The organism is Nocardioides terrae, assembly GCF_900112345.1.
Classification (GTDB): domain Bacteria; phylum Actinomycetota; class Actinomycetes; order Propionibacteriales; family Nocardioidaceae; genus Nocardioides; species Nocardioides terrae.
Window position 1 is genome coordinate 18,900 of the sequence record NZ_FOLB01000004.1, and the last position, 25,148, is coordinate 44,047.

The 25,148-nt window shown below is 72.0% G+C and carries 23 protein-coding genes; 17 read left to right on the forward strand and 6 right to left on the reverse strand.

All coding sequences use genetic code 11. The features are described from left to right. Positions 1 to 38: 38 nt before the first annotated feature. Complete coding sequence (locus BM236_RS06470) at positions 39 to 1,565, forward strand: flavin-containing monooxygenase (RefSeq protein WP_091121616.1); 1,527 nt, start codon at positions 39 to 41, stop codon at positions 1,563 to 1,565. A gap of 190 nt (positions 1,566 to 1,755) precedes the next feature. Further along, complete coding sequence (locus tag BM236_RS06475) at positions 1,756 to 3,165, forward strand: DEAD/DEAH box helicase (protein ID WP_245750178.1); 1,410 nt, start codon at positions 1,756 to 1,758, stop codon at positions 3,163 to 3,165. Positions 3,166 to 3,178: 13 nt separating this feature from the next. Here BM236_RS06475 and BM236_RS06480 read toward each other — a convergent pair whose 3' ends face one another. Next, positions 3,179 to 3,808, reverse strand: a complete 630-nt coding sequence (locus BM236_RS06480; RefSeq protein WP_091121620.1) for a TetR/AcrR family transcriptional regulator — start codon at positions 3,806 to 3,808, stop codon at positions 3,179 to 3,181. 173 nt (positions 3,809 to 3,981) lie between these two features. Between BM236_RS06480 and BM236_RS06485 the strand changes: the two genes are divergently transcribed. The 5 genes from BM236_RS06485 (at position 3,982) to BM236_RS06505 (ending at position 11,109) form a co-directional block, all read left to right on the forward strand. After that, positions 3,982 to 5,115, forward strand: a complete 1,134-nt coding sequence (locus BM236_RS06485; protein WP_245750179.1) for an acyl-CoA dehydrogenase family protein — start codon at positions 3,982 to 3,984, stop codon at positions 5,113 to 5,115. Between the two features lie 42 nt (positions 5,116 to 5,157). Next, the gene (locus BM236_RS06490; protein ID WP_091121624.1) at positions 5,158 to 6,372 is read left to right on the forward strand and encodes an acetyl-CoA C-acetyltransferase; all 1,215 of its coding nucleotides are present in this window, start codon (positions 5,158 to 5,160) and stop codon (positions 6,370 to 6,372) included. 130 nt (positions 6,373 to 6,502) lie between these two features. After that, on the forward strand, positions 6,503 to 8,683 hold the full coding sequence (locus tag BM236_RS06495; RefSeq protein WP_091121626.1) for a 3-hydroxyacyl-CoA dehydrogenase NAD-binding domain-containing protein: 2,181 nt from the start codon (positions 6,503 to 6,505) through the stop codon (positions 8,681 to 8,683). Positions 8,684 to 8,864: 181 nt separating this feature from the next. Beyond that, positions 8,865 to 9,587, forward strand: a complete 723-nt coding sequence (locus BM236_RS06500; RefSeq protein ID WP_091121629.1) for an ABC transporter ATP-binding protein — start codon at positions 8,865 to 8,867, stop codon at positions 9,585 to 9,587. Continuing rightward, entirely contained in the window at positions 9,562 to 11,109 is a 1,548-nt protein-coding gene (locus tag BM236_RS06505; RefSeq protein WP_091121632.1) for a hypothetical protein, read from the forward strand. Before BM236_RS06500 ends, BM236_RS06505 begins: the two co-directional genes overlap by 26 nt. 6 nt (positions 11,110 to 11,115) lie before the next feature. Here the strand turns inward: BM236_RS06505 and BM236_RS06510 are convergent, their stop codons facing one another. Further along, the gene (locus tag BM236_RS06510; RefSeq protein ID WP_091121633.1) at positions 11,116 to 11,781 is read right to left on the reverse strand and encodes an RDD family protein; all 666 of its coding nucleotides are present in this window, start codon (positions 11,779 to 11,781) and stop codon (positions 11,116 to 11,118) included. 110 nt (positions 11,782 to 11,891) lie between these two features. Here BM236_RS06510 and BM236_RS06515 point away from each other — a divergent pair, with 110 nt between their 5' ends. From BM236_RS06515 to BM236_RS06530, 4 genes are read left to right on the forward strand one after another with little or no spacing between them, the layout of a single operon-like run. Beyond that, positions 11,892 to 12,413, forward strand: coding sequence for a PadR family transcriptional regulator (locus tag BM236_RS06515; protein WP_091121636.1), 522 nt, complete (start codon positions 11,892 to 11,894; stop codon positions 12,411 to 12,413). Next, the gene (locus BM236_RS06520; RefSeq protein ID WP_091121637.1) at positions 12,410 to 12,592 is read left to right on the forward strand and encodes a hypothetical protein; all 183 of its coding nucleotides are present in this window, start codon (positions 12,410 to 12,412) and stop codon (positions 12,590 to 12,592) included. Before BM236_RS06515 ends, BM236_RS06520 begins: the two co-directional genes overlap by 4 nt. Then, positions 12,589 to 13,299, forward strand: coding sequence for an ABC transporter ATP-binding protein (locus tag BM236_RS06525; protein ID WP_091121640.1), 711 nt, complete (start codon positions 12,589 to 12,591; stop codon positions 13,297 to 13,299). Before BM236_RS06520 ends, BM236_RS06525 begins: the two co-directional genes overlap by 4 nt. After that, positions 13,296 to 15,965: an ABC transporter permease gene (locus BM236_RS06530; protein ID WP_091121642.1), complete on the forward strand. Its 2,670-nt coding sequence runs from the start codon at positions 13,296 to 13,298 to the stop codon at positions 15,963 to 15,965. The genes BM236_RS06525 and BM236_RS06530 overlap by 4 nt, the downstream gene beginning before the upstream one ends. A gap of 7 nt (positions 15,966 to 15,972) precedes the next feature. On the opposite strand, the gene BM236_RS06535 is transcribed toward BM236_RS06530, so the two are convergent. The 4 genes from BM236_RS06535 to BM236_RS06550 all read right to left on the reverse strand — a co-directional run bounded on the left by BM236_RS06535 (position 15,973) and on the right by BM236_RS06550 (position 18,731). Next, complete coding sequence (locus BM236_RS06535) at positions 15,973 to 16,344, reverse strand: ATP-binding protein (RefSeq protein ID WP_091121644.1); 372 nt, start codon at positions 16,342 to 16,344, stop codon at positions 15,973 to 15,975. Then, complete coding sequence (locus BM236_RS06540; RefSeq protein WP_139230043.1) at positions 16,344 to 17,948, reverse strand: PP2C family protein-serine/threonine phosphatase; 1,605 nt, start codon at positions 17,946 to 17,948, stop codon at positions 16,344 to 16,346. The genes BM236_RS06535 and BM236_RS06540 overlap by 1 nt, the downstream gene beginning before the upstream one ends. Beyond that, on the reverse strand, positions 17,945 to 18,259 hold the full coding sequence (locus BM236_RS06545) for an STAS domain-containing protein (RefSeq protein WP_091121648.1): 315 nt from the start codon (positions 18,257 to 18,259) through the stop codon (positions 17,945 to 17,947). The genes BM236_RS06540 and BM236_RS06545 overlap by 4 nt, the downstream gene beginning before the upstream one ends. A 103-nt stretch (positions 18,260 to 18,362) precedes the next feature. Continuing rightward, positions 18,363 to 18,731, reverse strand: coding sequence for a VOC family protein (locus BM236_RS06550; protein WP_091121650.1), 369 nt, complete (start codon positions 18,729 to 18,731; stop codon positions 18,363 to 18,365). A gap of 83 nt (positions 18,732 to 18,814) precedes the next feature. Here BM236_RS06550 and BM236_RS06555 point away from each other — a divergent pair, with 83 nt between their 5' ends. Genes BM236_RS06555 through BM236_RS06580 form a run of 6 tightly spaced genes read left to right on the forward strand, consistent with a single transcriptional unit; the run spans position 18,815 to position 25,148 of the window. Then, positions 18,815 to 19,417, forward strand: coding sequence for a TetR/AcrR family transcriptional regulator (locus BM236_RS06555; protein WP_091121652.1), 603 nt, complete (start codon positions 18,815 to 18,817; stop codon positions 19,415 to 19,417). Continuing rightward, positions 19,414 to 20,217, forward strand: coding sequence for a TIGR03084 family metal-binding protein (locus BM236_RS06560; RefSeq protein WP_091121655.1), 804 nt, complete (start codon positions 19,414 to 19,416; stop codon positions 20,215 to 20,217). Before BM236_RS06555 ends, BM236_RS06560 begins: the two co-directional genes overlap by 4 nt. Further along, positions 20,214 to 21,980 carry an acyclic terpene utilization AtuA family protein gene (locus BM236_RS06565; RefSeq protein WP_175507579.1) on the forward strand — a complete coding sequence of 589 codons (1,767 nt, stop codon included), beginning with the start codon at positions 20,214 to 20,216 and terminating at the stop codon, positions 21,978 to 21,980. Before BM236_RS06560 ends, BM236_RS06565 begins: the two co-directional genes overlap by 4 nt. Beyond that, positions 21,980 to 23,107 carry an acyl-CoA dehydrogenase family protein gene (locus BM236_RS06570; protein ID WP_091121659.1) on the forward strand — a complete coding sequence of 376 codons (1,128 nt, stop codon included), beginning with the start codon at positions 21,980 to 21,982 and terminating at the stop codon, positions 23,105 to 23,107. Before BM236_RS06565 ends, BM236_RS06570 begins: the two co-directional genes overlap by 1 nt. Continuing rightward, positions 23,104 to 23,568 (forward strand): SRPBCC family protein, encoded by a 465-nt coding sequence (locus BM236_RS06575; RefSeq protein WP_217645250.1) that lies wholly within the window; start codon positions 23,104 to 23,106, stop codon positions 23,566 to 23,568. The genes BM236_RS06570 and BM236_RS06575 overlap by 4 nt, the downstream gene beginning before the upstream one ends. Continuing rightward, positions 23,565 to 25,148: an acyl-CoA carboxylase subunit beta gene (locus BM236_RS06580; RefSeq protein ID WP_091121663.1), complete on the forward strand. Its 1,584-nt coding sequence runs from the start codon at positions 23,565 to 23,567 to the stop codon at positions 25,146 to 25,148. The genes BM236_RS06575 and BM236_RS06580 overlap by 4 nt, the downstream gene beginning before the upstream one ends.

Consider the following 25,148-nt stretch of genomic DNA (forward strand, 5'->3'; position numbering starts at 1 on the left):
TGTCGCGCTAACTGTGGTGCCCGGGTAGTTTGTGCGCCATGGCATCCCCGTTCTCCGGCACCGAGCACGTCGACCTCGTGGTCGTCGGCGCGGGCCTCTCCGGCATCGACGCCGCCGCGACGTTCCGCCGGCAGCACCCGGACAAGACGGTCGTCGTCCTCGAGCAGCGCGACGACCTCGGCGGCACCTGGGACCTCTTCCGCTACCCGGGCATCCGGTCCGACTCCGACATGTTCACGTTCGCCTTCCGCTGGAAGCCGTGGGAGTCGACGAAGGCCCTGGCCGACGGCGCGCACATCAAGGACTACCTCCAACAGGTCGCCGTCGAGGAGGGCGTCGACAAGCTGATCCGCTACCACCACCGGGTCGCCTCCGTCGCGTGGGACAGCGGCAGCAACACCTGGACGATCCGGGCGGACAGCGACGGGGAGCAGGTCACCTTGACCTCGCGGTTCCTGTGGAGCTGCACCGGCTACTACGACTACGAGAAGGGCTTCCAGCCGGAGTTCCCCGGCGTTGACGACTTCGAGGGCACCTTCATCCATCCGCAGTTCTGGCCCGAGGACCTCGACCACACGGGCAAGAGGATCGTCATCATCGGGTCCGGTGCGACCGCCGTGACGCTGGTGCCCGCGCTCGCCGACTCCGGCGCCGGCCACGTGACGATGCTGCAGCGGACGCCGAGCTACATCCTGTCCCGCCCCGGTCACGACGCCCTGGGCTCGGGCCTCAAGCGGCTCCGGATCCCTGAGTCCTTGCCGTTGAAGAAGATCCGGGCCGCGTCCTACTACGAGGCGATCCGCTGGGAGAACATCGGCCTCTCGGTCGGCATCTACCACGTCTTCAAGCGTGCCCCCGGCCTGGCGAAGAGGTTCATCCGCAACCACCAGGTCACCGCGCTGACCGCGCGCGACGGCGGGCCCGGGTTCACCAAGGCCGAGGCCGAGGCGTACGTCGACGAGCACCTCACCCCGCCGTACAACCCCTGGGACCAGCGACTGTGCGCCGTCCCCGACGGCGACCTGTGGACGGTGCTGCGCGAGCGGCGCGCCGACATCGTCACCGGCCGGATCAGCCGGATCACCCCGACCGGGATCGAGCTGGAGTCGGGCGAGCACCTCGACGCCGACGTCATCGTCAGCGCCACCGGGCTCAACATCAAGATCTTCGGCGGCATCGAGGCGACCGTCGACGGCCGGCCGCTCGAACCGGGGAACACCACCGCCTACCGCGGCGCCCTGCTCGCGGGCGTCCCGAACTTCGCGTTCACGATCGGTTACATCAACGCGTCCTGGACGCTCAAGGCCGACCTCGTGTCGGCATGGGTCAGCGGGCTGGTCGCCGAGATGGACAAGCGCGGTGCCGAGCGGTTCGTCGTCTCCGAGCCGGAGGTGCCGGGCTCGCGCCCGCTCATGGACATGAAGTCGGGCTACCTGCTGCGCGGCGCCCCCGCCATGCCGCGCCAGGGCGACGGCTTCCCGTTCGAGGCCAAGCAGAACTACCTCGTCGACAAGAAGGTCCTCGCCACCGACAGCTACGACGACAAGCACCTGGTCCTCGGCTGACCGCTCGAACCACCCGGCATCGTGAGGAATCGTCGGTGACGGCCTCCGCCCCGTAGTCTCTTCCATGGCGGAGGCCGTTCCTGTCTTGCCCCGGCCCGCCCACTCAGCCGCTTCACGCGGCGGTTTCTTCCTCTGGCGAGACAACGATCTCGCGAGAGTTGAGAACCCCTTGTCGTTCACCGACCTGGGCGTGCCTGCACGCCTGTCCACCCTGCTCGAGCAGCAGGGCATCACCACCCCGACCCCGATCCAGGCCGCGACGCTGCCCGACAGCCTCGCCGGCCGCGACGTGCTCGGCCGCGGCCGCACCGGCTCGGGCAAGACCTACGCGTTCCTGCTGCCGCTGGTCGCTCGCCTGCTCGACGGCGAGCGGGCGAGGCCGCGCAAGCCGCGTGCGCTCGTCCTCGCCCCGACCCGCGAGCTGGTCGCCCAGATCAAGGAGGCGCTCGCCCCGCTGGCCAAGGAGGCCGGCCTGACGGTCCAGACCGTCTTCGGCGGCGTGGGCCAGAACCCCCAGGTCGAGGGCCTGCGCAAGGGCGCCGACATCGTGCTCGCCTGCCCCGGCCGGCTCGAGGACCTCATCGGGCAGGGTCACGCCGACCTGTCCGCGGTCCAGATCACCATCCTCGACGAGGCCGACCACATGGCCGACCTCGGCTTCCTCCCGGCCGTGCGCCGGCTCCTGGCGCAGACGCCGAAGGGTGGCCAGCGGCTGCTGTTCTCGGCGACGCTGGACCAGGGCATCGACGTGCTGGTCAAGCAGTTCCTGGTCAAGCCGGTCACCCACGAGGCCGACTCCGCGCAGTCGCCGGTGGCGCAGATGGACCACCACGTGCTGCACCTCAACCGGGAGCACCGGCTGCAGGTCCTCGTCGACCTCGCCACCGCGCCGGGTCGCACCGTCGTCTTCGCCCGCACCAAGCACGGCGCCAAGGCGCTCGCCCGCCAGCTCAACAAGGCGGGCGCGCCCGCCGTCGAGCTGCACGGCAACCTCTCCCAGGGCGCCCGCACCCGCAACATGGAGGCCTTCCACTCCGGTCGGGCGACGACCCTGGTGGCCACCGACATCGCGGCCCGCGGCATCCACGTCGACGACGTGGCGCTCGTGGTCCACGCCGACCCGCCGGCCGAGCACAAGGCCTACCTGCACCGCTCGGGCCGCACCGCCCGCGCCGGCGCGGCAGGCACCGTCATCACGCTCATGCTCGACGAGCAGGTCAAGGACGTCCGGGCGCTGACCCGGGCCGCCGGCATCAAGCCGACGGTCACGCGCGTCAACGACCCCCGTCACCCCGTCCTCGCCCAGCTCGCGCCGGGGCAGCGGGTCATCGTCGAGGGTGGCTACGTCTCCGAGGTCGCCGACTCCGGCTCCGCGTCGGGTGGTGGCGGGGGTCGCTCCGGCGGCGCTCGGCGTCGCTCGTCCGGTGGCGGTGGCGGTGGTCGTCGTACGTCGGGTGGCCGCGGCTCCGCCGGGCAGTCCTCGTCCGGCCAGGCGTCCTCGGGCAACCGCTCGGGCAACCGCTCGGGCAGCCGCTCGGGCAACACCGCCGGCGGCAACCGGTCCGGTCAGGGCCGAGCCGGCGCCAACCGCACCCGCTGACCCCGACTCGGCGTCAGAGGATGCCGAGGACGGAGTAGTCGTCGGCGGAGATGCCGGCCTGGGCGAGCATGTCGCCGAGGATCAGGGTGACCTGACGGGCGACGCGCTCGACGACCTGCTGCTGGGTCTCGTCCTCGTGGTCGAGCCACCAGATGATGCTGGCGTCGATCAGCCCCATGATGCCCGCGAAGACGCCGTCGGCGCCGGGTGCGTCGGGGGTACGACTCTCGGCGCGGCGTAGGAACTCGCTGCTCGACGCGACCAGCATCCCGAGGAAGCGGCCGCGGCCGTGTCGCGGCCCGGTGGCCGCTCGGGCGTGCTGGCGGGCGGCGAGGAAGCGGTAGAGGTTCGGGTGCTCCGCCGCCCAGTCGACAGCCGCCGCGACGGCGTCGTGCACGGTGTCGCGCAGGCTGGCCGACCGGGCCACCGTCGGGCGCACCCTCTCGATGAACCGCTCGGCCGCCAGCCGGCCGACCTCGGCGTCGAGCTCGTCCTTGCTCGCGATGACGCGGTAGACGTGCGGCCGCGGGACGCCGGCCCGTTCGGCGATCTGCGCCATGCCCACGCCGGGACCGAGCTCCTCGACGCAGGTGACCGCCGCAGCGATCAGGTCGTCGCGGCGCGCCGTGGCGGTCGGTCCCATGTCTCGCTGCCTCCTCGGTGCTGTGAGCGGCGTCACGTCGGCACGGCATTGCTTGGCGGCGTCCGCGCTCCGGTGGTACACCTTGTACTGGTACAGGTTGTACCACCTGCTGCGCCGTGTCCATCGGCGCTCGTGCCACCGGAGGAACGATGCCATCACGTCGCTCGCCCTGGATGAACCAGGATCTGGATGACTTCCGCGATCTCGCCCGCACGTTCTGCGAGAAGGAGATCAAGCCGAACGTCGACCGGTACATCGCCAACAAGCAGGTGGACCGCGACCTGTGGAACAAGGCCGGCGACGTCGGCCTGCTCTGCCTGTCGATCCCCGAGGAGTACGGCGGCGGAGGCGGCACCTTCGCGCACGAGGCGATCCTCATCGAGGAGCAGGCCCGGGCCACCGACAGCTCGTGGGGCGTCTCGCTCCACAACGGCATCGTCGCCCACTACATCCTGAGCTACGGCACCGAGGAGCAGAAGCACCACTGGCTGCCCAAGATGGCCTCCGGCGAGGTGGTCGGCGCGATCGCGATGACCGAGCCCGGCACCGGCTCGGACCTGCAGAACGTCAAGACCCGCGCGATCCGTGAGGGCGACGAGTACGTCGTCAACGGGTCCAAGATCTTCATCACCAACGGCACCCAGGCCGACGTCGTCATCACCGTCGTGAAGACCGACCCGGAGCAGGCGGCGTCCGGCATCTCCTTGGTGCTCGTGCCCACCGACACGCCGGGCTTCTCCCACGGCAAGGTGCTCGACAAGATCGGCATGAAGGGCCAGGACACCGCCGAGCTCAACTTCTCGGACGTCCGCATCCCCGTCACCAACCTGCTGGGCAGCGAGGAGGGGCAGGGCTTCATCCAGCTGATGGAGCAGCTCCCCCAGGAGCGCCTGCTCGTCGCCGTCGCCAACGTCGCCGCGATGGAGATGTGCTTCGACGAGACGCTGCGCTACGTGCACGAGCGGCACGCGTTCAACCGGCCGATCTGGTCCTTCCAGAACACCAAGTTCAAGATGGCCGAGATCGCCACGGAGGCGCGCGTCGCCCGCTCCTTCCTCGACGAGTGCATCGGCCTGCACCTCGACAAGCAGCTGGACATCCCGACCGTCGCGATGGTCAAGCTGTGGTGCTCGGAGCGGGCGCAGAAGGTCGCCGACAAGTGCCTGCAGCTCCACGGCGGCTACGGCTACATGAACGAGTACCCGATCGCACGTGCCTGGGCCGACCTTCGCGTCTCGCAGATCTACGCCGGCACCAGCGAGATCATGAAGGAGATCATCGCGCGCTCCCTCCCCACGCCCGCCTGACCCGCACTGACCCGCACCCTCACCACCTGAACAGGAAATCCGATGGCTGAAGCATTCATCTACGACCACCTGCGCACCCCGCGCGGTCGCGGCAAGGCGACCGGCGGCCTGCACGAGTCGAAGCCGGTCGACCTCGTCGTCGGCCTCATCGACGAGCTGCGCAAGCGCAACCCCTCGCTCGACCCGGCGCGCATCGACGACGTCGTGCTCGGCGTGGTGACGCCGATCGGCGACCAGGGCGGCGACATCGCGAAGACGGCGGCGCTCAAGGCCGGGCTGCCGGAGACGACGGCCGGCGTCCAGCTCAACCGCTTCTGCGCCTCCGGCCTCGAGGCGGTCAACCAGGCGGCGTCCCGCGTGCGCGGCGGCTTCGAGGACCTCATCCTCGCCGGGGGCGTGGAGTCGATGAGCCGGGCGCCGATGGGCTCCGACGGCGGTGCCTGGGCGATGGACCCGGCGACCGCGCTGGCCACGGACTTCGTCCCGCAGGGCATCGGCGCCGACCTCATCGCGACGGTCGAGGGCTTCAGCCGCACCGACGTCGACGCCTACGCCGCGGAGTCGCACAAGCGCGCGGCCGCCGCGTGGGAGGCCGGCTACTTCAAGGACGCCGTGATCCCGGTCGTCGACATGAACGGCCAGATCGTCCTCGACCGCGACGAGCTCGTCCGGCCGGGCACGACGGTCGAGAGCCTCTCCGGCCTCAAGCCGTCGTTCCTCCAGCACGGCCAGGAGGCCGGCTTCGACGACGTCGCGCTGTCGAAGTACCACTGGCTCGAGAAGATCGACCACGTCCACCACGCCGGCAACTCCTCCGGCATCGTCGACGGCTCCGCGCTCATGCTGATCGGCACCCAGGAGGTCGGCCAGGAGCTCGGTCTCACCCCCAAGGCGAAGATCGTGTCCGCCGCCGTGTCCGGCGCCGACCCGACGATCATGCTCACCGGGCCGGCCCCGGCCGCCCGCAAGGCGCTGGCCAGGGCCGGTCTCACCGTCGACGACATCGACCTGTGGGAGATCAACGAGGCGTTCGCGGCCGTCGCGATGCGGTTCATGAAGGACATGGGCATCAGCCACGACGTCACCAACGTCAACGGCGGCGCCATCGCCATGGGCCACCCGCTGGGTGCCACCGGCGCGATCATCCTGGGCACGCTCGTCGACGAGCTGCAGCGCCAGGGCAAGCGCCGCGGCCTCGCCACGCTCTGCGTCGGCGGCGGCATGGGCATCGCCACCGTCGTCGAGCTGTGCGGCTGAAGGCCGCGAGGAACGAGCGGGCCTGAGAAACCGCCAGGTCGAGCAGCGCCCGCGGCCGAGCCTGCGAGGCCGTGACGGCGCGTATCGAGACTCCAGTACTTCGTGCAACACACACTTCAAGGACCCATCAATGACTGACAACAGCGCCGTCAAGTACGACATCGACGCCGACGGCATCGTCACCCTGACCCTCGATGACCCCAGCCAGTCGGCCAACACCATGAACGAGGCCTACACCGCCTCGATGCAGGCCGCGGTCGACCGCCTCTACGACGAGGCCGACTCGGTGACCGGCGTCGTCGTCACCTCGGCGAAGAAGACCTTCTTCGCCGGCGGCGACCTCAAGGGCATGATCACCGCGACCAAGGCCGACGCCCCGCAGATCTTCGAGACGGTCGAGCGCGTCAAGGCGACCCTGCGCCGGCTCGAGACCTTCCCGAAGCCGGTCGTGGCCGCCATCAACGGCGCCGCGCTCGGCGGCGGTCTGGAGATCGCGCTGGCCACCAACCACCGCATCGCCGTCGACGGCCGCTACGAGATCGGCCTGCCCGAGGTCACCCTCGGCCTGCTGCCCGGCGGCGGTGGCGTCACCCGCACCGTCCGCATGTTCGGCATCATGACCGCGCTCACCGACATCCTCGGCCAGGGCACCCGCTTCAAGGTCGCGGCCGCCCAGGAGAAGGGGCTCGTCGACGAGCTCGTCGCGACCCAGGACGAGCTGGTCCCCGCTGCGAAGGCGTGGATCAAGGCCAACCCCGACGAGATCCAGCAGCCGTGGGACAAGCCCGGCTACAAGATGCCGGGCGGCAAGCCGACGTCGCCGGCGCTCGCCGCGTTCCTCCCGGCCTTCCCGCCGATCCTGCGTCGCCAGCTCAAGCAGGCCGACATGCGGGCGCCGAAGGCGATCCTGGCCGCGGCCGTCGAGGGCGCCCAGGTCGACTTCGACACCGCCACGCGCATCGAGTCGCGCTACTTCGTCTCACTGGTCACCGGCCAGCAGTCGAAGAACATGATCCAGGCGTTCTTCTTCGACCTCGGCTCCATCAACGCCGGCACCCTGCGCCCCGACGGCTTCGAGACCTACCAGCCGGTCAAGGCCGTCGTGCTCGGCGCGGGCATGATGGGCGCCGGCATCGCCTACGTCCTCGCCCGTGCGGGTGTCGAGGTCGTCCTCAAGGACGTCGCGATCGAGTCGGCGGAGAAGGGGAAGGCCTACACGGCCGCCCTCAACGAGAAGGGCGTCTCCCGCGGCAAGATCACGCAGGAGAAGGCTGACGAGATCCTCGACCGGATCACGGCCAGCACGGACCCTGCCGACGCCGCCGGCGCCGACCTGGTCGTCGAGGCCGTCTTCGAGGACGTCACGCTCAAGCAGAGGGTCTTCGGCGAGATCGCCCCCCACCTCGCGCCCGGCGCCCTGCTGTGCTCGAACACATCGACCCTGCCGATCACCGACCTGGCCAAGGGCGTCGACCGGCCGGCCGACTTCATCGGCCTGCACTTCTTCTCGCCCGTCGACAAGATGCCGCTCGTCGAGATCATCAAGGGCGCCGAGACGTCCGACGAGGCGCTGGCCAAGGCCTACGACGTCGTCCAGGCGATCAAGAAGACGCCGATCGTCGTCAACGACTCGCGCGGCTTCTACACCTCGCGCGTCATCGGCACCCAGATCGAGGAGGGCCTCGCCCTGCTGCAGGAGGGCATGGCGCCGTACTCGCTCGAGCGCGCCGCCACCTCCGCCGGCTTCCCGGTCGGCCCGCTGCAGATCGCCGACGAGCTCAACATGGAGCTCATGGTCAAGATCGCCAAGACCACCCGCGCCGCGGCCGGTGTCGAGGAGCTCACCGTCACCGAGCAGGTCTGCGGCGCGATGATCGAGGCGGGTCGCCCGAGCAAGCTGAAGGGCGCCGGCTTCTACGAGTACGTCGAGACCGACAAGGGCCTCAAGCGCGGCACGATCTGGTCGGGGCTGTCGGAGCTCTTCCCGGTGGCCGAGCAGCAGATCCCGATCGAGGACGCGCGCGAGCGGATGCTCTTCCGCGAGGCCATCGAGACGGCGAAGTGCTTCGAGGAGGGTGTCCTCACCTCGGCCGCCCACGCCAACATCGGCTCGATCTTCGGCATCGGCTTCCCGCCCGCCCTGGGTGGCGCCGCGCAGTTCATCACCGGCTACGAGGCCGCTGACGGCTCCATCGGGCTCGACGCCTTCATCCGGCGTGGCGACGAGCTGGCCGACGCGTACGGCGAGCAGCTGCGTCCGACGCAGTACCTCCGCGACATGGCGGCGAAGGGCGAGTCCTTCCCCGCCTGATCGACGCGCTGCCTTGTGAGTGTCAGCGTGACCTGAGGGTCACCCTGACACTCACAAGGCGGGGGCGCGCACCGCCAGGGGCAGTAGTCCTTTCGGGCGTCGCGGCCTAGTCACACCCGCGTGGGAAGGTCAGGCCGTGCGACGGTGTCGCCGGGGGTGCTCCAGCGGGGAGGATCAGCCGGTGAGCGAGCAAGTCCCCTGGCCGGTCGTGGATGTGCGTGGCCTGCACGTCCGGTTCGGCGAGGTCGAGGCCGTCAACGGAGTCGACCTCGCGGCGTACGCCGGCCACAGCACCGCGCTCCTGGGGAGGAACGGCGCGGGCAAGTCGACCACCATGCGGGTGATCGCGGGCGTCGTCCCGCCGACCCAGGGCACGGTGAGCGTCGTCGGCCACGACGTCCGCACCGAGCCGCTCGAGGTCAAGCGTGCGGTCGGCTACTGCCCCGACGTCGGCGGCCTGGTGCCGCGGGCGACGCCCTGGGAGCACCTCCAGCTCTCGGCGAGGCTCCGCCGGATGGGTCCCGGCTGGGAGGAGCGGGCGCGCGACCTGCTGGAGCGCTTCGAGCTCGGAGACGTCGCGCACCGGGTCACCAGCGGCTTCTCCCACGGCATGGGCAGGCGTCTCTCGGTCGTCCTCGCGGCGTTCCACGAGCCGCACGTCCTGCTGCTCGACGAGCCCTTCGACGGTGTCGACCCGATCGGCGTGGAGGCGACCCTCGACGTCGTCCACGACGCCCGCGCACGCGGTGCCTGCGTGCTGGTCTCGACCCACCTGCGCGAGCTGGCCATCGAGGCCTGCTCCTCGGTCCTCGTCCTGCGCGGCGGCGCCCGCGTCGCGACCGTCACCGCGCACGACATGGCCGGCGAGGAGGGGGCTCGTGCCTACCGCGGCCTCCTCGACTGACGGCTCCCGGATCGGTCACCTCCTGCGCGAGGAGTGGTGGGCCGTCCAGGACGTCGGCCACCTGCTGCACCTGCGGGCCAGCACCGTACGCCGACGGCGCAACGCCATCGGGCTGGCGGTGTTCGTCGTCATCACCGTGGCCGCGTCCGTCGTGCCGGCCTACCTGCCCCACGCCGGTGGCAAGGGGTACGCGTTCAACCTGCTGCTGCTGATGCCGTCGGCGCTCGCGGGCTTCCAGCTGCTCGCCCTCGCCTCGGCCGTCGCCTCGGGCGGTGGCCGCGAGCTCGTGCCGCGCGACCAGCTCGTCGCCTACCCGGTCAACCCGACCACCGACCACCTCGGCGCGCTCCTGCTGGCGCCGCTCAACATCGCCTGGCTGCTGCAGTGCTGGCTGCTGCTCGGCTCCGCATCGTTCGCGCTCGGGCCACACTTCTTCCTCCCCGCCGTGATCGGCGCCTTCCTCTGGGTGCTGGCGGCGACGGCCGTCGCGCAGATCATCGCCTGGTCGATGGAGGGGCTGCGTCGGCTGCGCCACGGCATCACCGCAGTGCGGCTCCTGGGCGCCGTCGGGCTCGTCACCGCCGCCTCGCTGCAGATCACGCACCGGCTCTCCGACGTCCTCGACGCACTGCCGACGCAGTGGCTGGTGACCGGTCTGATCGGCGGGTTCAGCTGGCGCTGGCTGCTCACGGTCGCTCTCATCGTGGGCATCTTCGTGGTCGCCGTCGTCCTGGGCGCCGTACCCGCGCACCTCACTGCGCGGCTGCAGCCGCGCGAGGAGCTCCGGGTCGAGAGCGGTCGCTACCGCGCCCGCCCGATGCCGTCCTCCGACGTCGCCATGCTGGTGCGCGTGGACCGGGCCTCGGTGTGGCGAGCGGTCCCCATGCGACGCGGCCTCGTCGTGCTGTCCGTCGGACCCGGCCTGGTCTCCCTCGCCGGCAACCTGCCCTGGAACCAGCTCACCATCCTGCCGGGCCTCGTCGCCTCCGGCGGCGCGCTGCTCTTCGGCGTCAACGCCTGGAGCCTGGAGGGCCGTGGCGCGCTCTGGCGCGAGTCGCTGCCCGTGCAGCCGTCCGCTGTCTTCACCGCTCGCGCCTGGGTGATCCTGGAGTTCCTCGTCGTCGCCTCCGCGATCACGCTCGGGCTCGCGGTGCTGCGTGCCGGTACGCCGTCGGCCGCGGAGCTGTCGGCGGTGCTGTGCACGTGGGCCGTGGTGCTCCTTCAGGTCGTCAGCGCCGCGCTGCGCTGGTCGCTGAGGTCGCCGTACGCCGTCGACCTGCGCTCCGCCCGCGCGACCCCCGCACCGCCGCTCGCGATGGTCGGCTACTCCACGAAGCTCGCCGCCAGCACCACCGTCACCAGCCTGGTCTTCTCGGGACTCTCCCGGGTCGAGGCCTGGCCGCTGTCGGTGCTCGTGGCGGCGCCCTTCGTGGCCTGGTCGCTGCTGCGCCTGCTGAGGGCCCGCGACGGCTGGGTCGACGCACCCACCCGGGCGCGGGTGGTCATGACCGTCGCGGGCTGAGCAGCATCAGGAGCGCTTCGGCGACCGGATGACGATCGAGCCGGCCGCCATGTCGCCCCACGTGCGCTTGCGCGGGTCCCAGAGCGGCCAGAAGAAGCCGAGCGGGACGCACAGGCAGAACAGCGTGTCGACGTAGGAGTGCATCAACCAGCGGCCGAACGCGGCCCCCGCCCCGATCGGCTGGCCGGTCGCCTCCTTGACCACCGCGATGCCGAGCCAGGACTTGCCCAGGCTCTGCGTCGTCCGGCCCTGCCGGAAGACGAGGTTCCAGATCTGGAACGCCGCGCCCAGGATCGCGGCCAGGCCGAAGAGGGCGATGCCGATCGCCGCGGCCGCGCCGCCGACGTCGGTGGTCGTCTGGCCGAACTCGTCGGTGCTCGTGGTGCTGCCCGCCCCGAGCACGACAGCGCCGATGATCACGGGGACGAAGATCACCACGCTGCCCACCAGGGCGTCCAGCAGGTAGGCGCCGAGCCGGGCGCCCCAGGAGGCGTAGGGGACGGCCGGCGCGCCGTACTGAGCAGCGGGATGGCCGTAGGGCTGGCCGGGATGGCCGTAGGGCTGGCCGTAGGGCTGGCCGGGCTCGCCGTACGGCTGGCCGAAGGGCTGGGCCGGGTAGCCGCCGTACGGCGTCTGCTCGTCGGGGTTCTGGTCGGGGTCGTTCGTCGACATGGCGCGCACTCTGCCCTATCCGCGCAGGCGGGACCTGCTCTTCGACATGGGGTTGCGTTTGCATACTCAGTATGTGCATACTCGGTATACACACGTTGAGAGGCGGTCCCATGTCGGTCAAGCACGCGCTGCTCGCGCTCCTGGAGCAGGAGCCGATGTACGGCTACCAGCTCCGGGTCGCGTTCGAGGAGCGCACGGCCGGGACCTGGCCGCTGAACATCGGCCAGGTCTACACGACGCTGTCCCGGCTCGAGCGCGACGGACTCGTCACGGCGGGGGAGACCGACAGCGACGGTCACCAGCTCTACCGGCTCACCGCCGCCGGGCGTGCCGAGGTGACCGCCTGGTTCGGCAGCGCCGTGCCGCGCACCCAGCCGGCCCGCGACGAGCTCGCGATCAAGCTCGCGCTCGGTGTCTCGGCGCGCGACCTCGACCTGGCCGACATCATCCAGCGTCAGCGCAGCGCCACCATGAAGGCGCTGCAGGACTACAACCGGCTCAAGCGGAAGGCCACCGACCTCGGCCACGAGCTGGTCCTGGACTCGCTGATCTTCGCCGCCGAGGCCGAGATCCGCTGGCTCGACCACTGCGAGGCGCAGCTGCGTCGCACGGCCGACAGAGCTGTGAGATGACCGAGCGACTGGCGCCCCACGACGCCGACCGGCTGCAGCGCGCCGAGCGGCGCTGGCTCGAGCAGGCCCGCGAGCGACTGCACCAGCCGGGGCGGCGTACCCGACCCGATCCTTCCCCCGACACCCTCCCCGACACCCTCCCCGACACCCTCCCCGACACTCAGGAGACCGAGCGATGAACACACCCGTGCTGCACCTGGAGGGAGTGAGCCGGATCCACGGGTCCGGCGAGCTCGCGGTCCACGCCCTGCGCGAGGTCTCGTTCGAGGCGTACGCCGGCGAGCTGGTCGCCGTCATGGGGCCGTCGGGCTCCGGGAAGTCGACGCTGCTGACCCTGGCCGGCGGGCTCGACGAGCCGACCTCGGGCCGCGTCGTCGTCGAGGGCACCGACCTGACCGCGGCCGGTGCCGGGGGCCGGGCCAGGCTGCGGCGGACCGCGATCGGCTACGTCTTCCAGGACTTCAACCTGATCCCCGCCCTGACCGCGGCGGAGAACGTCAGCCTGCCGCTCGAGCTCGACGGAGCGCCGTCGCGTGCGGCCCGTGCTGCCGCGGCGACCGCGCTGGACGAGCTCGGCATCGGCGACCTGGCCGACCGCTTCCCCGACGAGATGTCGGGCGGCCAGCAGCAGCGGGTCGCCATCGCACGGGCGATCGTCGGACAGCGGCGGCTGATCCTGGCCGACGAGCCGACCGGCGCCCTCGACTCCGTGACGGGTGAGGACATCCTGCGGCTGCTGCGCGCCCGCTGCGACGCCGGCGCCGCGGGGGTGCTGGTGACCCACGAGCCGCGGCACGCGGCCTGGGCCGACCGAGTCGTCTACCTGCGCGACGGCGTCGTCCTCGACGACGAGGACGCGGGCGAGACCGTGGGAGCACGTCGATGAGGAGGTGGCTCACCGGATGGCGGGTCTCCCTCCGGCTGGCCCGCCGCGACCTGGCCAGGCACCGGGGCCGGGCGATCATCGCGCTGGTGATGGTGACGCTCCCCGTGCTCGCCGTGGTCGGCGCCGACGTCCTCATGCAGACCGCCAAGGTCTCCGCGACGGAGGGCATGGACCGCCGCCTCGGCACGGTCGCGACGGCTCGGGTCGAGATCCTCGACACCTTGACCGGGGTGGTCCAGGCCCCGGATCCGCTCAACGGGCTCGGCTCGGGGGAGCCGCTGAGCCGGCCGACCTCCGTCGGCGACATCGAGGGCGTGATCGGGCACCGCACCATGCTGCCCATGCCGACGCAGACCACCGAGGTGGTGCGTACGCCGCACGGCAAGGAGACGATGGTCGGCACCCAGCTCGACGCGTCGGCCCCGCTCGCGCGCGGTCTCTTCCGCCTGGAGAGCGGCCGCTGGCCGGCGACGCCGGACGAGGTCGTCGTGAACAAGGCCGCCCGCGACCGCGGGGTCGGGAACACCCTGACGGCCGTCCAGGCGGACGGCACCGAGACGACCCGCGAGGTCGTCGGCACCGTGGCCGACGCCACCGTGCGCTCCGCCGCGATCGTGGTCGGCCTGCCGGGGTCGCTCCCCGTCCTCGACGATGCCGGACCGAGCCAGGCCTGGCTCGTGGACGGTCCCCCGATCTCGTGGTCACAGCTCGAGCGGCTCAACGCCCTCGGCGTCACCGTCACCGACCGCCAGATCGCGACCCATCCGGGCGACTATCCCGACCCGCTGCAGTACTCCTCCTCCGACAGCGGGACCACGATGCAGGTCGTCGCCCTGATCGTCGTGATGGCGCTGATCGAGGTCGTCCTCCTCGCCGGCCCGGCCTTCGCGGTCGGCGCCCGCAAGCAGCAGCGGTCGATCGCGCTCCTCGTCGCCTCGGGCGGTACGCCGGCCCAGGCGCGCCGCGTCATCCTCGCCGGCGGGGTCGTGCTGGGCGCCATCGCCGCGGTCGTCGGTGTGGTGGGCGGCATCGGGGCGGCCTGGCTTCTGCAGCCGCTGGTGCAGCGGTTCAGCGGCGACTGGCTCGGCCCGTTCGACGTCCCGTGGCCGCACCTCCTCGCCGTCGCGGCGTTCGGCCTCCTGAGCGCGCTGACCGCCTGCGTGGTGCCCGCCTGGATCGCGTCGCGGCAGGACGTCGTCGCCGTGCTCGCCGGGCGACGCGGTGACCCGAAGCCGGGCCGGGCGTTCCCCGTCCTCGGCGTCGTCCTCTTCGCCGTCGGGATCCTGATGGCGTTCCTGGGGGCCGGCGGGCACGGTGAGCTGACGGTCGCGTGGTCAGCGGTGGTCTGCGTGCTCGGGATGGTGCTGCTCGTGCCGGTCGTCGTGTCGTGGGTGGCGCTGGTCGCCGGCCGGTTCCCGCTCGCGATCCGCTTCGCGGCGCGCGACGCCGTCCGCCACCGCACCCGGACCACTCCGGCCGTCGCCGCCGTCGCGGCCACGGTGGCCGGTGTGGTCGCGCTGGGCATCGGGACCAGCAGCGACGAAAGAGAGAACCGCGAGACCTACCAGCCGAGCCTCGTGATGGGCGACGCCTCGGTCACGCCGTCGTACTCCTACGTGTCGGTGGACGACGGCCCGACCGACTGGTCGCAGGTCGAGGACGTGGTCCGCGACCGGGTGCCGGGGGCACGGATCACCGAGGTGGCCGGGGTCGCGCAGCCGGTCTCGGGAGACAGCTGGACGGACGTGCAGTTCCGCGACCCGGCCGCCGCCACGGCCGCCGTCGACGAGGGCCAGGGCGAGATCAGCCCGGGGACCTGGGGCTCCACCCTCGGCAGCGACGTGCTCGTCTCCGACGGCGGACGCCTCCCCCCGCTGGTCACCGCCGCCGACCCGGGTGGGGACGTGGCCCGGGCGCTCCGCTCCGGCCGGGCGGTCGTCTTCAGCAGCGACCGCTCGAAGGCAGCGCTCGAGCGGGTGACGGTCGAGGTCCAGCCCACGGACGACGAGGGCCAGCCGGTCGACCCGCACTCGGTCGACGTGCCCGCCACTGTCCTCTACCGCGCGGAGGACGCTGCCACCCCGGTGCGGGCGATCCTCCCGCCGGCGCTCGCGCAGCGTGCCGGGATCGACGCGGCCGTCGTCGGGCTCGACGTCGAGCAGCCGCACCTGTCGAAGACGGCGCAGAAGGACCTCGACGCGGCGCTACAGGACCTGGCGACGCCGGCGACGGTCTATGTCGAGCGCGGCTACGAGGCCGACCCGATGGCCCGCATCGTCCAGTGGGTCCTGGCGGCGCTCGGTGCGATCCTCATGCTGGGCGGCACGCTCACCGCGAGCTTCCTGGCGCTCTCGGACGCCCGGCCGGACCTGGCCACGCTCCAGGCTGTCGGGGCAGCACCGCGGACGCGGCGCGCCGTCGCCGCGGCGTACACCTTCGTCGTGGGGTTCGTCGGAGCCGTGCTCGGGATGCTCGTCGGGTTCGTCCCGGGGCTCGCCATCACCTGGCCGCTGACCGCCGAGTCGTACGCCGACGGCCGCGGGCCCTACCTCGAGGTCCCCTGGCTGATGATCGCCGTCGTCGTGCTCGGACTGCCGGTGCTCACCGCGCTCGTCGTCGGGCTCTTCACCCGCTCGCGGCTGCCGATGGCGACGCGGATCGGCTGACGAACAGTCAGCCGCGGTACCAGGTGACCGTGACCCGCTTGCCGGGCCGCAGCTCGGTGGTGGTCCAGCGGTCGGCGAGCTCGTCGACGATCGCCAGGCCGCGGCCGCTGAGGTCGTCGGCTCCGGCCCGGCGGGGTGTCGGCCAGCCCTCGGCGTCGTCGGAGATCTCCAGGCGGATGTGCTTGTCCTCGACGACCAGCGAGAGCCCGATGACGGCGGCGTCGGCGCGGACGGCGTTGGTGACGAGCTCGCTGACGACGAGGACGATGTCGTCGGTGTCGGGCCGGGTCACGTGCCCGCGGAGCTTGCGCATCGCGCTGAGGACGAACCGTCGCGCCTCGGCCGGAGCGCTCAGGGTGCCACGGAGCTGGGTCTTCATCAGGCACCCACCCGGCGCAGCGCCAGGACGGCGATGTCGTCGCTCGCGTCCGGGCTCCGCAGCGTGTCGACCGCATGGGCGACCAGCTCGTCGACCGCACGGTCGCAAGCCTCGCCCAGCGTCGCGGCCAGGCGGTCGAGACCCAGGTCGATGGCCTCCCCGCGACGCTCGACGAGACCGTCGGTGAAGCAGAAGAGGGTGGCGCCGCGGTCGAGCTGGAACGCCGTCTGCTCGTAGCGTGCCGGGCCGATGCCGAGCGGGACGCCGGGCGGGACCTGCACGGTGCTGGCGGTCCCGTTGAGCAGCAGCGGTGCGGGGTGGCCGGCGCTGGCGAGCATCACCTCGCCCGTGCGCACATCGCCGACCCCCGCTATGACGGTGGTCATGTGCCCATCGCTGGTGATGTCGAACTGGCGGGAGCACTTCTCCAGGGCGACCGCCGGCTCGTCGCCGTCCATCAGGTAGGCGCGGACGGTGAAACGGGCCTGCGCCATCACTGCGACGGTGTCCACGCCGCGCCCGGAGACGTCGCCCACGACGAAGCCGAACCGGTGCTCGTCGAGGGCCACGACGCTGTACCAGTCACCGCCGATCTCGGTGCCGTGGGCCCCGGCGACGTACTTCGAGGCGATCTCCAGGTCGGGCATGGTCGGGTGGACGTGGGGCAGGAGCGCGCGCTGCAGGCGCTCGAACAGCTCGCGCTGCTGGCCGTAGAGGTTGTCGACGCGCTCGTAGAGCGCGGTGATCGTCGTGGCGTTCTGCTCGGCGTCGCGCCGCCCGCGGGCGAGTCGCAGGCCGGTCAGCGCGGCGATCACCGTCAGCAGCAGGCCGCCGATGAGGACGCCGAGCGGCAGCCACCGGCTGAGCGCCGAGCCGAGGTGGGTCCGGGCTTCGGTGACCAGCGTGACGTCGGTGTCCCCGAACGGGATGGTCGCCCGCGTGGTGTAGCCGCTCATCGGGAGCGACGCGGGCTCGACGTCGGTGGAGAGCAGCGACGTGGAGTCGGCGCGGTGGCCGACGTACATCGCGTAGTGGAGGCCGGAGTACGCCGAGTTGGCGGCGACACTGGCCTGCCGGTCGGCCGGCATGACGCGCTCGGCGTAGACGGCCAGGCCGGTGCGGGGGTCCGCCTTGCCCCAGAGGAGCAGGTTGCGGCCACCGGCCGCGAGCAGCCGGATCGTCGTGCCCGTGCTGTCGTAGGCGTGCCGGACGAATTCGCGCGCCTCGTCGCTGCTCGGGTCGAGCGTGGGGGCTGCCCCGGTCGTCGCCAGCCGGGTCAGGCCGTCGCCCTGACGCTTCCACAGCGAGGCCGACACGAACGGCTTCTTGGAGCCGACGTACGGCGTGATGAACTCGGTGAACGCGGAGCCGTCGTCGGGTCCGGCCACCTGCAGGACGCTCAGCGCGGTGGAGAGCGGCTGCTCGATCACCGTGACCGCCGCCGACAGCACGGAGGCCGCCTGGCCGGTCTGCACCTTGAGGATCCGGTGCTCGCTGGCGGCGTCGCCGCGGGCGAGGGTCCAGCTGCCCAGGCAGGTGAGCACGATGCCGACAGCGGCGATCAGCGCTGCGATCGCCCGAGGGCCGAGGCCCACCCGGCTCACCAGTCGGACCGGTCTGCGAAGAGGTCGGTGAGGCCGGTGAGCTCGAGCACCCGGGCGACCGACGCCGGGACGTGGGAGAGGCGCAGGCGCTGACCGTCGGCCGTGGCCTTGCGGAGCCGGACCAGGGCGCCGATGCCGCTGGAGTCGAGGAACGTCACGTCGCGCAGGTCGACCTCGATCACGGCGGCGTCCGACTGCAGCAGCGGCTGGGCGTGCTCGAGGAACGCGGCGACGCCGGCGATGTCGAGGTCGCCCGAGACCGCGAGGACGGCAGCGCCGTCCGGGCCGGTCGACGTCGCGAGCCCAACCATCAGTTCCACCAGCTTCCGAGAGGAGTCGAGGCAAGGTAGCGCCCTGACGACGACTTCGGTATCACCTCGGGTAAACGCTGACCGATCGGCTAAGTCACGCCCGTCAGGACAGGCAGAGGCAGAACGGGTGCCCGGCGGGGTCGAGGAAGACGCGGAAGGTCGTCCCGGGCTGGTGCTCGGCCTTGGTCGCCCCGAGCTCGAGAGTGGCGGCCTCGGCCTCGTCGAGATCGTCGACGACGACGTCGAGGTGCATCTGCTGGGGGACGGTCTGGCTGGGCCACGTCGGCGCCGCATAGTCACCGTCCACCTGCTGGAAGTCGAGGATCTGGTGGGGCTCCGGGCCGCGGATGGTGGTCCAGTCGGCGCCCTCCTGCGGCATGAGGCGCCAGTCGAGCAGCGCGGCGTAGAAGGTGGCGAGGGCGATGGCGTCCGGGCAGTCCAGGACGATCGTGGGGGTGCGTGCGATGGCCATGGGTCCAGTTGACCCCAGTGGCGGACCGTCGAGCAATAAAAGTCAGGCTTGACTGTTTGTTGCTGCGACGGCAGGGTGGGCGCGTGAGCCAGCCGAGCACGCGCGTCCCCCAGGAGGAGCGCAGCCGGGCGATGCGGGCGCGGCTGCTCGCCGCCACGGTCGCCCTGCTGGTCGAGCGGGGCTTCGCGGGTACGACGACCACGCTCGTGTCCGAGCGGGCGGGGGTCAGCCGCGGCGCGCAGCTGCACCACTTCCCCACGAAGAACGACCTCGTCTTCGCGGCCGTCTCGCACGTGACCGCGACCCGAGGCGTCGAGCTGGCCGCGGCGGCGGCGCGGATCCCCGCCGGCCCGCAGCGGACCCGAGCGGTGCTGGGCATGCTCGCCGACCACTTCACCTCGCCGGTCTTCACCGCCGCGCTCGAGCTGTGGGTGGCCGCACGGACCGACCCGGACCTGCTCGCCGAGGTCGCCCCGCTCGAGCAGCGGGTCGGCCGCGAGACCCATCGGCTGACCGTGGAGCTGCTCGACGCCGACGAGTCCAAGGCGGGAGTGCGCGAGCTCGTGCAGGCGACGCTCGACCTGGTCCGCGGGCTGGGGCTCGCCAGCACCATCACCGACGACGCCCGACGACGCAAGCGGATCCTCGACCGATGGTCCGAGGTGCTGGAGGAGGAGCTCTCATGAGCATGCTGGAGGACCTGCTGCGCGACCTCGCGGCCGAGGGCGACCGGCTGCGCGCCGCCGTCGCAGGACTCGACGACGCCGGGTGGCACACGCCCACTCCCGCCGAGGGCTGGGACGTCGCGACCCAGGTCGCGCACCTGACCTGGACCGACGAGGTGGCCGTCCTGGCCGCGCGGGCGGCGCGCGGCGACAAGCAGGAGTGGGACGAGGTGGTCCTCGCCGCGATCGAGGACCCCGACGGGTTCGTCGACAAGGGCGCCACCGCAGTGGCCGCGGCCCTTCCCGAGGACCTCCTCGCCCGCTGGGACGCCGCCCGGACGGCGCTGGCGGGTGCGCTGCGTGGGGCCGACGGCAAGCTGCCCTGGTTCGGCCCGCCGATGTCACCGGCCTCCATGGCGACCGCCCGGTTCATGGAGACCTGGGCGCACGCGCTGGACGTCTACGAGGCGCTCGCCGACGCCGGCCTGGGCAGCGTCCCGGAGCCGACCGACCGGATCCGCAACGTCTGCCACCTCGGCATCCGCACCCGCGACTGGGCGTTCCGCACGCACGGGCTGACCGCGCCCGCCCAGGAGTTCCGCGTCGACCTGGTCGCCCCGAGCGGCGACGTGTGGTCGTGGGGGCCGGAGTCGGCCGCCCAGACGGTCAGCGGGCCGGCGTACGACTTCGCCCGGCTGGTCACCCAGCGCATCCACCGCGACGACACCGAGCTCGTCGCCGCCGGCGACGAGGCGGACCGGTGGCTCGACATCGCGCAGGCGTTCGCCGGGCCTGCGGGGGCGGGGAGGGAGCGGCGATGACGCGCTCGGGTGTGGTCAGGATCGGGAACTGCTCGGGGTTCTACGGCGACCGGCTCTCGGCCATGCGCGACCAGCTCGAGGGCGGCGACCTCGACTTCCTGACCGGCGACTACCTCGCCGAGCTGACCATGCTGATCCTCGGGCGCGACCAGATGAAGGACGCCTCGCTCGGCTACGCCAAGACCTTCGTCCGCCAGGCCGAGGACTGCCTCGGGCTGGCGCTGGAGAAGGGGGTGCGGATCGTCAGCAACGCCGGCGGTCTCAACCCGGCGGGCCTGGCCGGGCGGCTGCGCTCGATCGCGCCCGAGGCGAGGATCGCGTACGTCGAGGGCGACCGCGTCGACGTCCCCGGCGCGCTGACCGCCAATGCCTATCTCGGCGGCTTCGGCATCGCCCGGGCGCTCGCCGCGGGCGCCGACATCGTCGTGACCGGTCGGGTGACGGATGCGTCCCTGGTCGTGGGGCCGGCCGTCGCGCACCACGGCTGGGCCGCCGACGACTGGGACCGGCTGGCCGGCGCGGTCGTCGCGGGCCACGTCCTGGAGTGCGGCACGCAGGCGACGGGCGGGAACTTCAGCGGGTTCACCTCGTTGCCGGGTCTCGAGACGGTTGCTGGCGCAACCTCCTCGACCGGCGACTCGCTGGTGGAGGAGGAGCACCGGGCCCGTCCCGAGACCAGCCGCCCGCGGCCGCTGGGGTTCCCGATCGCCGAGCTGGCCGAGGACGGCTCGTGCGTGATCACCAAGCACGACGGGACCGGCGGCGCGGTCACCGTCGACACGGTGACCGCGCAGCTGATGTACGAGATCCAAGGGCCTCGCTACCTCGGCCCGGATGTCACCACCGACCTCACCTCGATCAGGCTGAGCCAGGAGGGCCGCGACCGGGTCGCGATCAGCGGGGTGCGTGGCACACCGCCGCCCCAGCGGCTCAAGGTCGCGGTCACCGAGCTGGGCGGCTTCCGCAACTCCTGCGAGTTCGTGCTCACCGGGCTGGACATCGACGAGAAGGCCGCCTGGATCAAGGCGCAGGTCTCGCTCGAGGGGGTGGAGCACGTCTGGTCGGCGTACCGCGTGCCCGAGCCGGACTCGCCCACCGAGGAGGGCGCCGCCTGCCTGCTCCGGCTGACGGCATGGGCGCCGACGCCGGACCCGCTCGGCAAGCCGTTCACCGAGCCGCTGATCGGGCTCGCGCTCGCGTCCTACCCCGGCTTCCACGTCACCGCGCCGCCCACGTCGCCGGCGCCCTACGGCGTCTACCGCGCGGATCACGTCGACCGGTCGGCCGTGGCCCACACCGTGGTGATGGACGACGGGACCCGTGAGCAGGTCGCCGACCCGCCGGCGTACGCCGCGCCCGAGGAGCCGGCCGCCGAGCGACCCTCGGCCGACGCCGCGGTGGCCGACTCGCTCAACCGGCGGCTGCCGCTCGGCACCTTCGTCCACGCCCGCTCCGGCGACAAGGGCGGCGACGCCAACCTGGGGCTGTGGGTGAGCCACGACGCCGATCCGGCCCTGCAGGGGGCGCGGGTGGCCTGGCTGACCAGGCTGATCACGCCGGCCAAGGTCCGCGAGCTGGTCCCGGAGTCCGCCGACCTCGAGATCGAGGTCCATCCGCTGCCGAACCTGGGGGGTGTGAACGTCCTGATCCGCGGCCTGCTCGGCGCGGGCGTCGCCGAGGGCCGCCGGTTCGACCCGCAGGCCAAGGCGCTGGGCGAGTGGGTCCGCAGCCGGACCGTCCACATCGACCAGGAGCTGCTCTAGTGGACCTCCACGACCTGGGCGCGGAGTTCACCCGCCGCGACGTCTTCCCGCACCTGCAGGAGTGGGAGGACGAGGGCACCGTTCCCCGGTCGCTGCACCTGGCCGCCGCCCAGCAGGGGCTGCTCGGCATCGGCTTCCCTGAGCAGGTCGGCGGCGAGGGCGGGAGCCTCGCCGACGTCGTGGCCGTCTCCGAGGGAATGTACGCCGAGGGTGCGTCCTCCGGCCTCATGGCCGCGCTGTTCACCCACGGGATCGCGCTGCCGCACATCGTCGCGCACGGGTCGGCCGGGCTGGTCGAGCGCTACGTCCGGCCCACGCTGGCCGGTGAGCTGATCGGGTCGCTGGCCATCACCGAGCCCGGCGGCGGCTCCGACGTCGCCCACCTGACCACCCGGGCGGTCCGCGACGGCGACCACTTCGTGGTCAGCGGCGCCAAGACGTTCATCACCTCGGGCGTCCGCGCGGACTTCGTGACGACCGCCGTGCGCACGGGCGGACCGGGCGCCGGCGGCATCAGCCTGCTCGTCGTCGACAAGGGCACGCCCGGCTTCACGGTGGACCGCTCGCTGCGGAAGATGGGCTGGCACTGCTCCGACACCGCCGAGCTCGGCTTCAGCGACGTCCGGGTGCCGGCCGAGAACCTGGTGGGCGAGCAGGACGCCGGCTTCGGCTACATCGCCGAGGCGTTCGTGACCGAGCGGATCGCGCTCGCGGTGCACGGCTACGGCATCGCCTCACGGGCGCTGGGCCTCACCGCGGCGTACGCGCGGGAGCGCCGCACCTTCGGCGAGCCGCTGATCGGCCGCCAGGTGGTGCGGCACGCGCTCGTCGAGATGCACCGGCTGGTCGAGGTGGCACGGACCTACACCCACGCCGTCGTCGACCGCTATGTCGCGGAGGGCACGACGGCCGAGACGGTCGCGGCCGCCGCGCTGGCCAAGCAGACCGCCGTCGAGGCGTGCGAGCGGGTGGTCGACAGGGCCGTCCAGCTGCACGGCGGCACCGGTTACATGCACGGGACCGAGGTGGAGCGGCACTACCGCGACTCCCGGATCCTGCCCATCGGAGGGGGAACGACCGAAGTGATGACCGACCTGGCCGCCAAGCTGCTGGGCTACGACCGATGAGCCGCCCGATGTCCGGCGAGGTGTCGCTGTGGATGGACGCGCCGCCCGAGAAGGTCTGGGACCTCGTCAGCGACGTCACCCGCATCGGGGAGTTCTCGCCGGAGACGTTCGAGGCGCGCTGGCGGCACGGCCACGACGGGCCGGCCGTCGGCGCCCGGTTCAAGGGCCACGTCAAGCGCAACGGCGTCGGGCCGACGTACTGGACGCCCTGCACGGTGACCGCCTGCGAGCCCGAGCGCCTCTTCGAGTTCGTCGTCGGCACCGACGAGCTGGCGGTGAACAATTGGGGCTACCGGCTCGAGCCGCGGGACGGGGGCACGCTCGTCACGGAGTACTTCCGGCTCGAGACCAGGCGGGCCCTCCGGCTCTACTGGCTCGTGCTCGGGCGGCTGCGCGGCCTGACCAACGAGCGCGGCATGGCCACCACGCTGCGGCGGATGAAGGACGTGGTCGAGGCATGACCACCGACGTGAGCAACCGCGAGGCCATGCTGGCCAAGATCGAGGAGCTGGAGGCCGAGCACGCCAAGGCGGTGGCCGGCGGCGGGGAGAAGTACGTCGCCCGGCACCGCGCCCGCGGCAAGCTGACCGCCCGCGAGCGGATCGAGCTGCTCGTCGACGAGGGCTCCGCGTTCCTGGAGCTGCAGCCGCTGATCGGCTGGGGCTCGGACTTCGCGGTCGGCGGGTCGATGGTGACGGGGATCGGCGTCGTCGAGGGCGTCGAGTGCCTCATCGTGGCCAACGACCCGACGGTCAAGGGCGGCTCGCTCAACCCGAACTCGTTGAAGAAGTCGTTCCGGGCCGCGGAGATCGCGGCCCGCAACGGGATCCCGACGATCAACCTGACCGAGTCCGGCGGCGCCGACCTGCCGACCCAGAAGGACATCTTCATCCCGGGCGGCCAGGGGTTCCGCGACCTGACCCGAGCCTCGGCGGCCAAGCGGCCGACGATCTCGGTCGTCTTCGGGAACTCCACCGCCGGCGGCGCCTACGTCCCCGGCATGAGCGACTACGTGATCATGGTGAAGGAGGCCGCGAAGGTGTTCCTGGCCGGCCCGCCCCTGGTCAAGATGGCGACCGGTGAGGACACCGACGACGAGTCGCTGGGCGGGGCGGAGATGCACTCGCGGGTCTCGGGGTCGTCGGACTTCCTGGCCGTCGACGAGCGTGACGCGATCCGGATCGCGCGCCGCGTCGTCGCCCGGCTCAACTGGCGCAAGCGCGGCCCGGTCCCTGCGCCGACGTTCGCGGAGCCGGAGCTGGACCCGGACGGACTGCTCGACCTGATCCCCACCGACCTGAAGGAGCCGTTCGACCCGCGGGAGGCGATCCTGCGCATCGTGGACGGGATCTCGCCGGACAACGCGGTGGCGTTCGACGAGTTCAAGCCGCTCTACGGCTCGTCGCTCTGCGTCGGGTGGGCGCGGCTGCACGGCTACGAGATCGGCATCCTCGCCAACGCGCGCGGCGTGTTGATGAGCGAGGAGGCGCAGAAGGCGGCGCAGTTCATCCAGCTGGCCAACCAGAAGGACACGCCGCTGCTCTTCCTGCACAACACCACCGGCTACATGGTCGGCACCGACTACGAGCAGGGCGGGATCATCAAGCACGGCGCGCAGATGATCAACGCGGTCTCGAACTCGAAGGTCCCGCACCTGACGGTGATCATGGGGGCGTCGTACGGCGCGGGGAACTACGGCATGAACGGCCGTGCCTACGACCCGCGCTTCCTCTTCACCTGGCCCTCGGCCAAGTCGGCGGTGATGGGGCCGGCCCAGCTCGCCGGGGTGATGGAGATCGTCGCCCGGCAGTCGGCAGAGTCGAAGGGCGAGGTCTTCGACGCCGGGGGCTTCGCCGGGGTCAGGGCGATGGTCGAGGGGATGATCGAGGAGCAGTCGCTGCCGTTCTTCCTCTCCGGGCTGGGGTACGACGACGGGGTCATCGACCCCCGCGACACCCGGACCGTCCTGGGCATCTGCCTGTCCGTTCTCGCCAACCAGCCCGTCGAGGGCGAGATGAACTTCGGGGTGTTCCGACTGTGA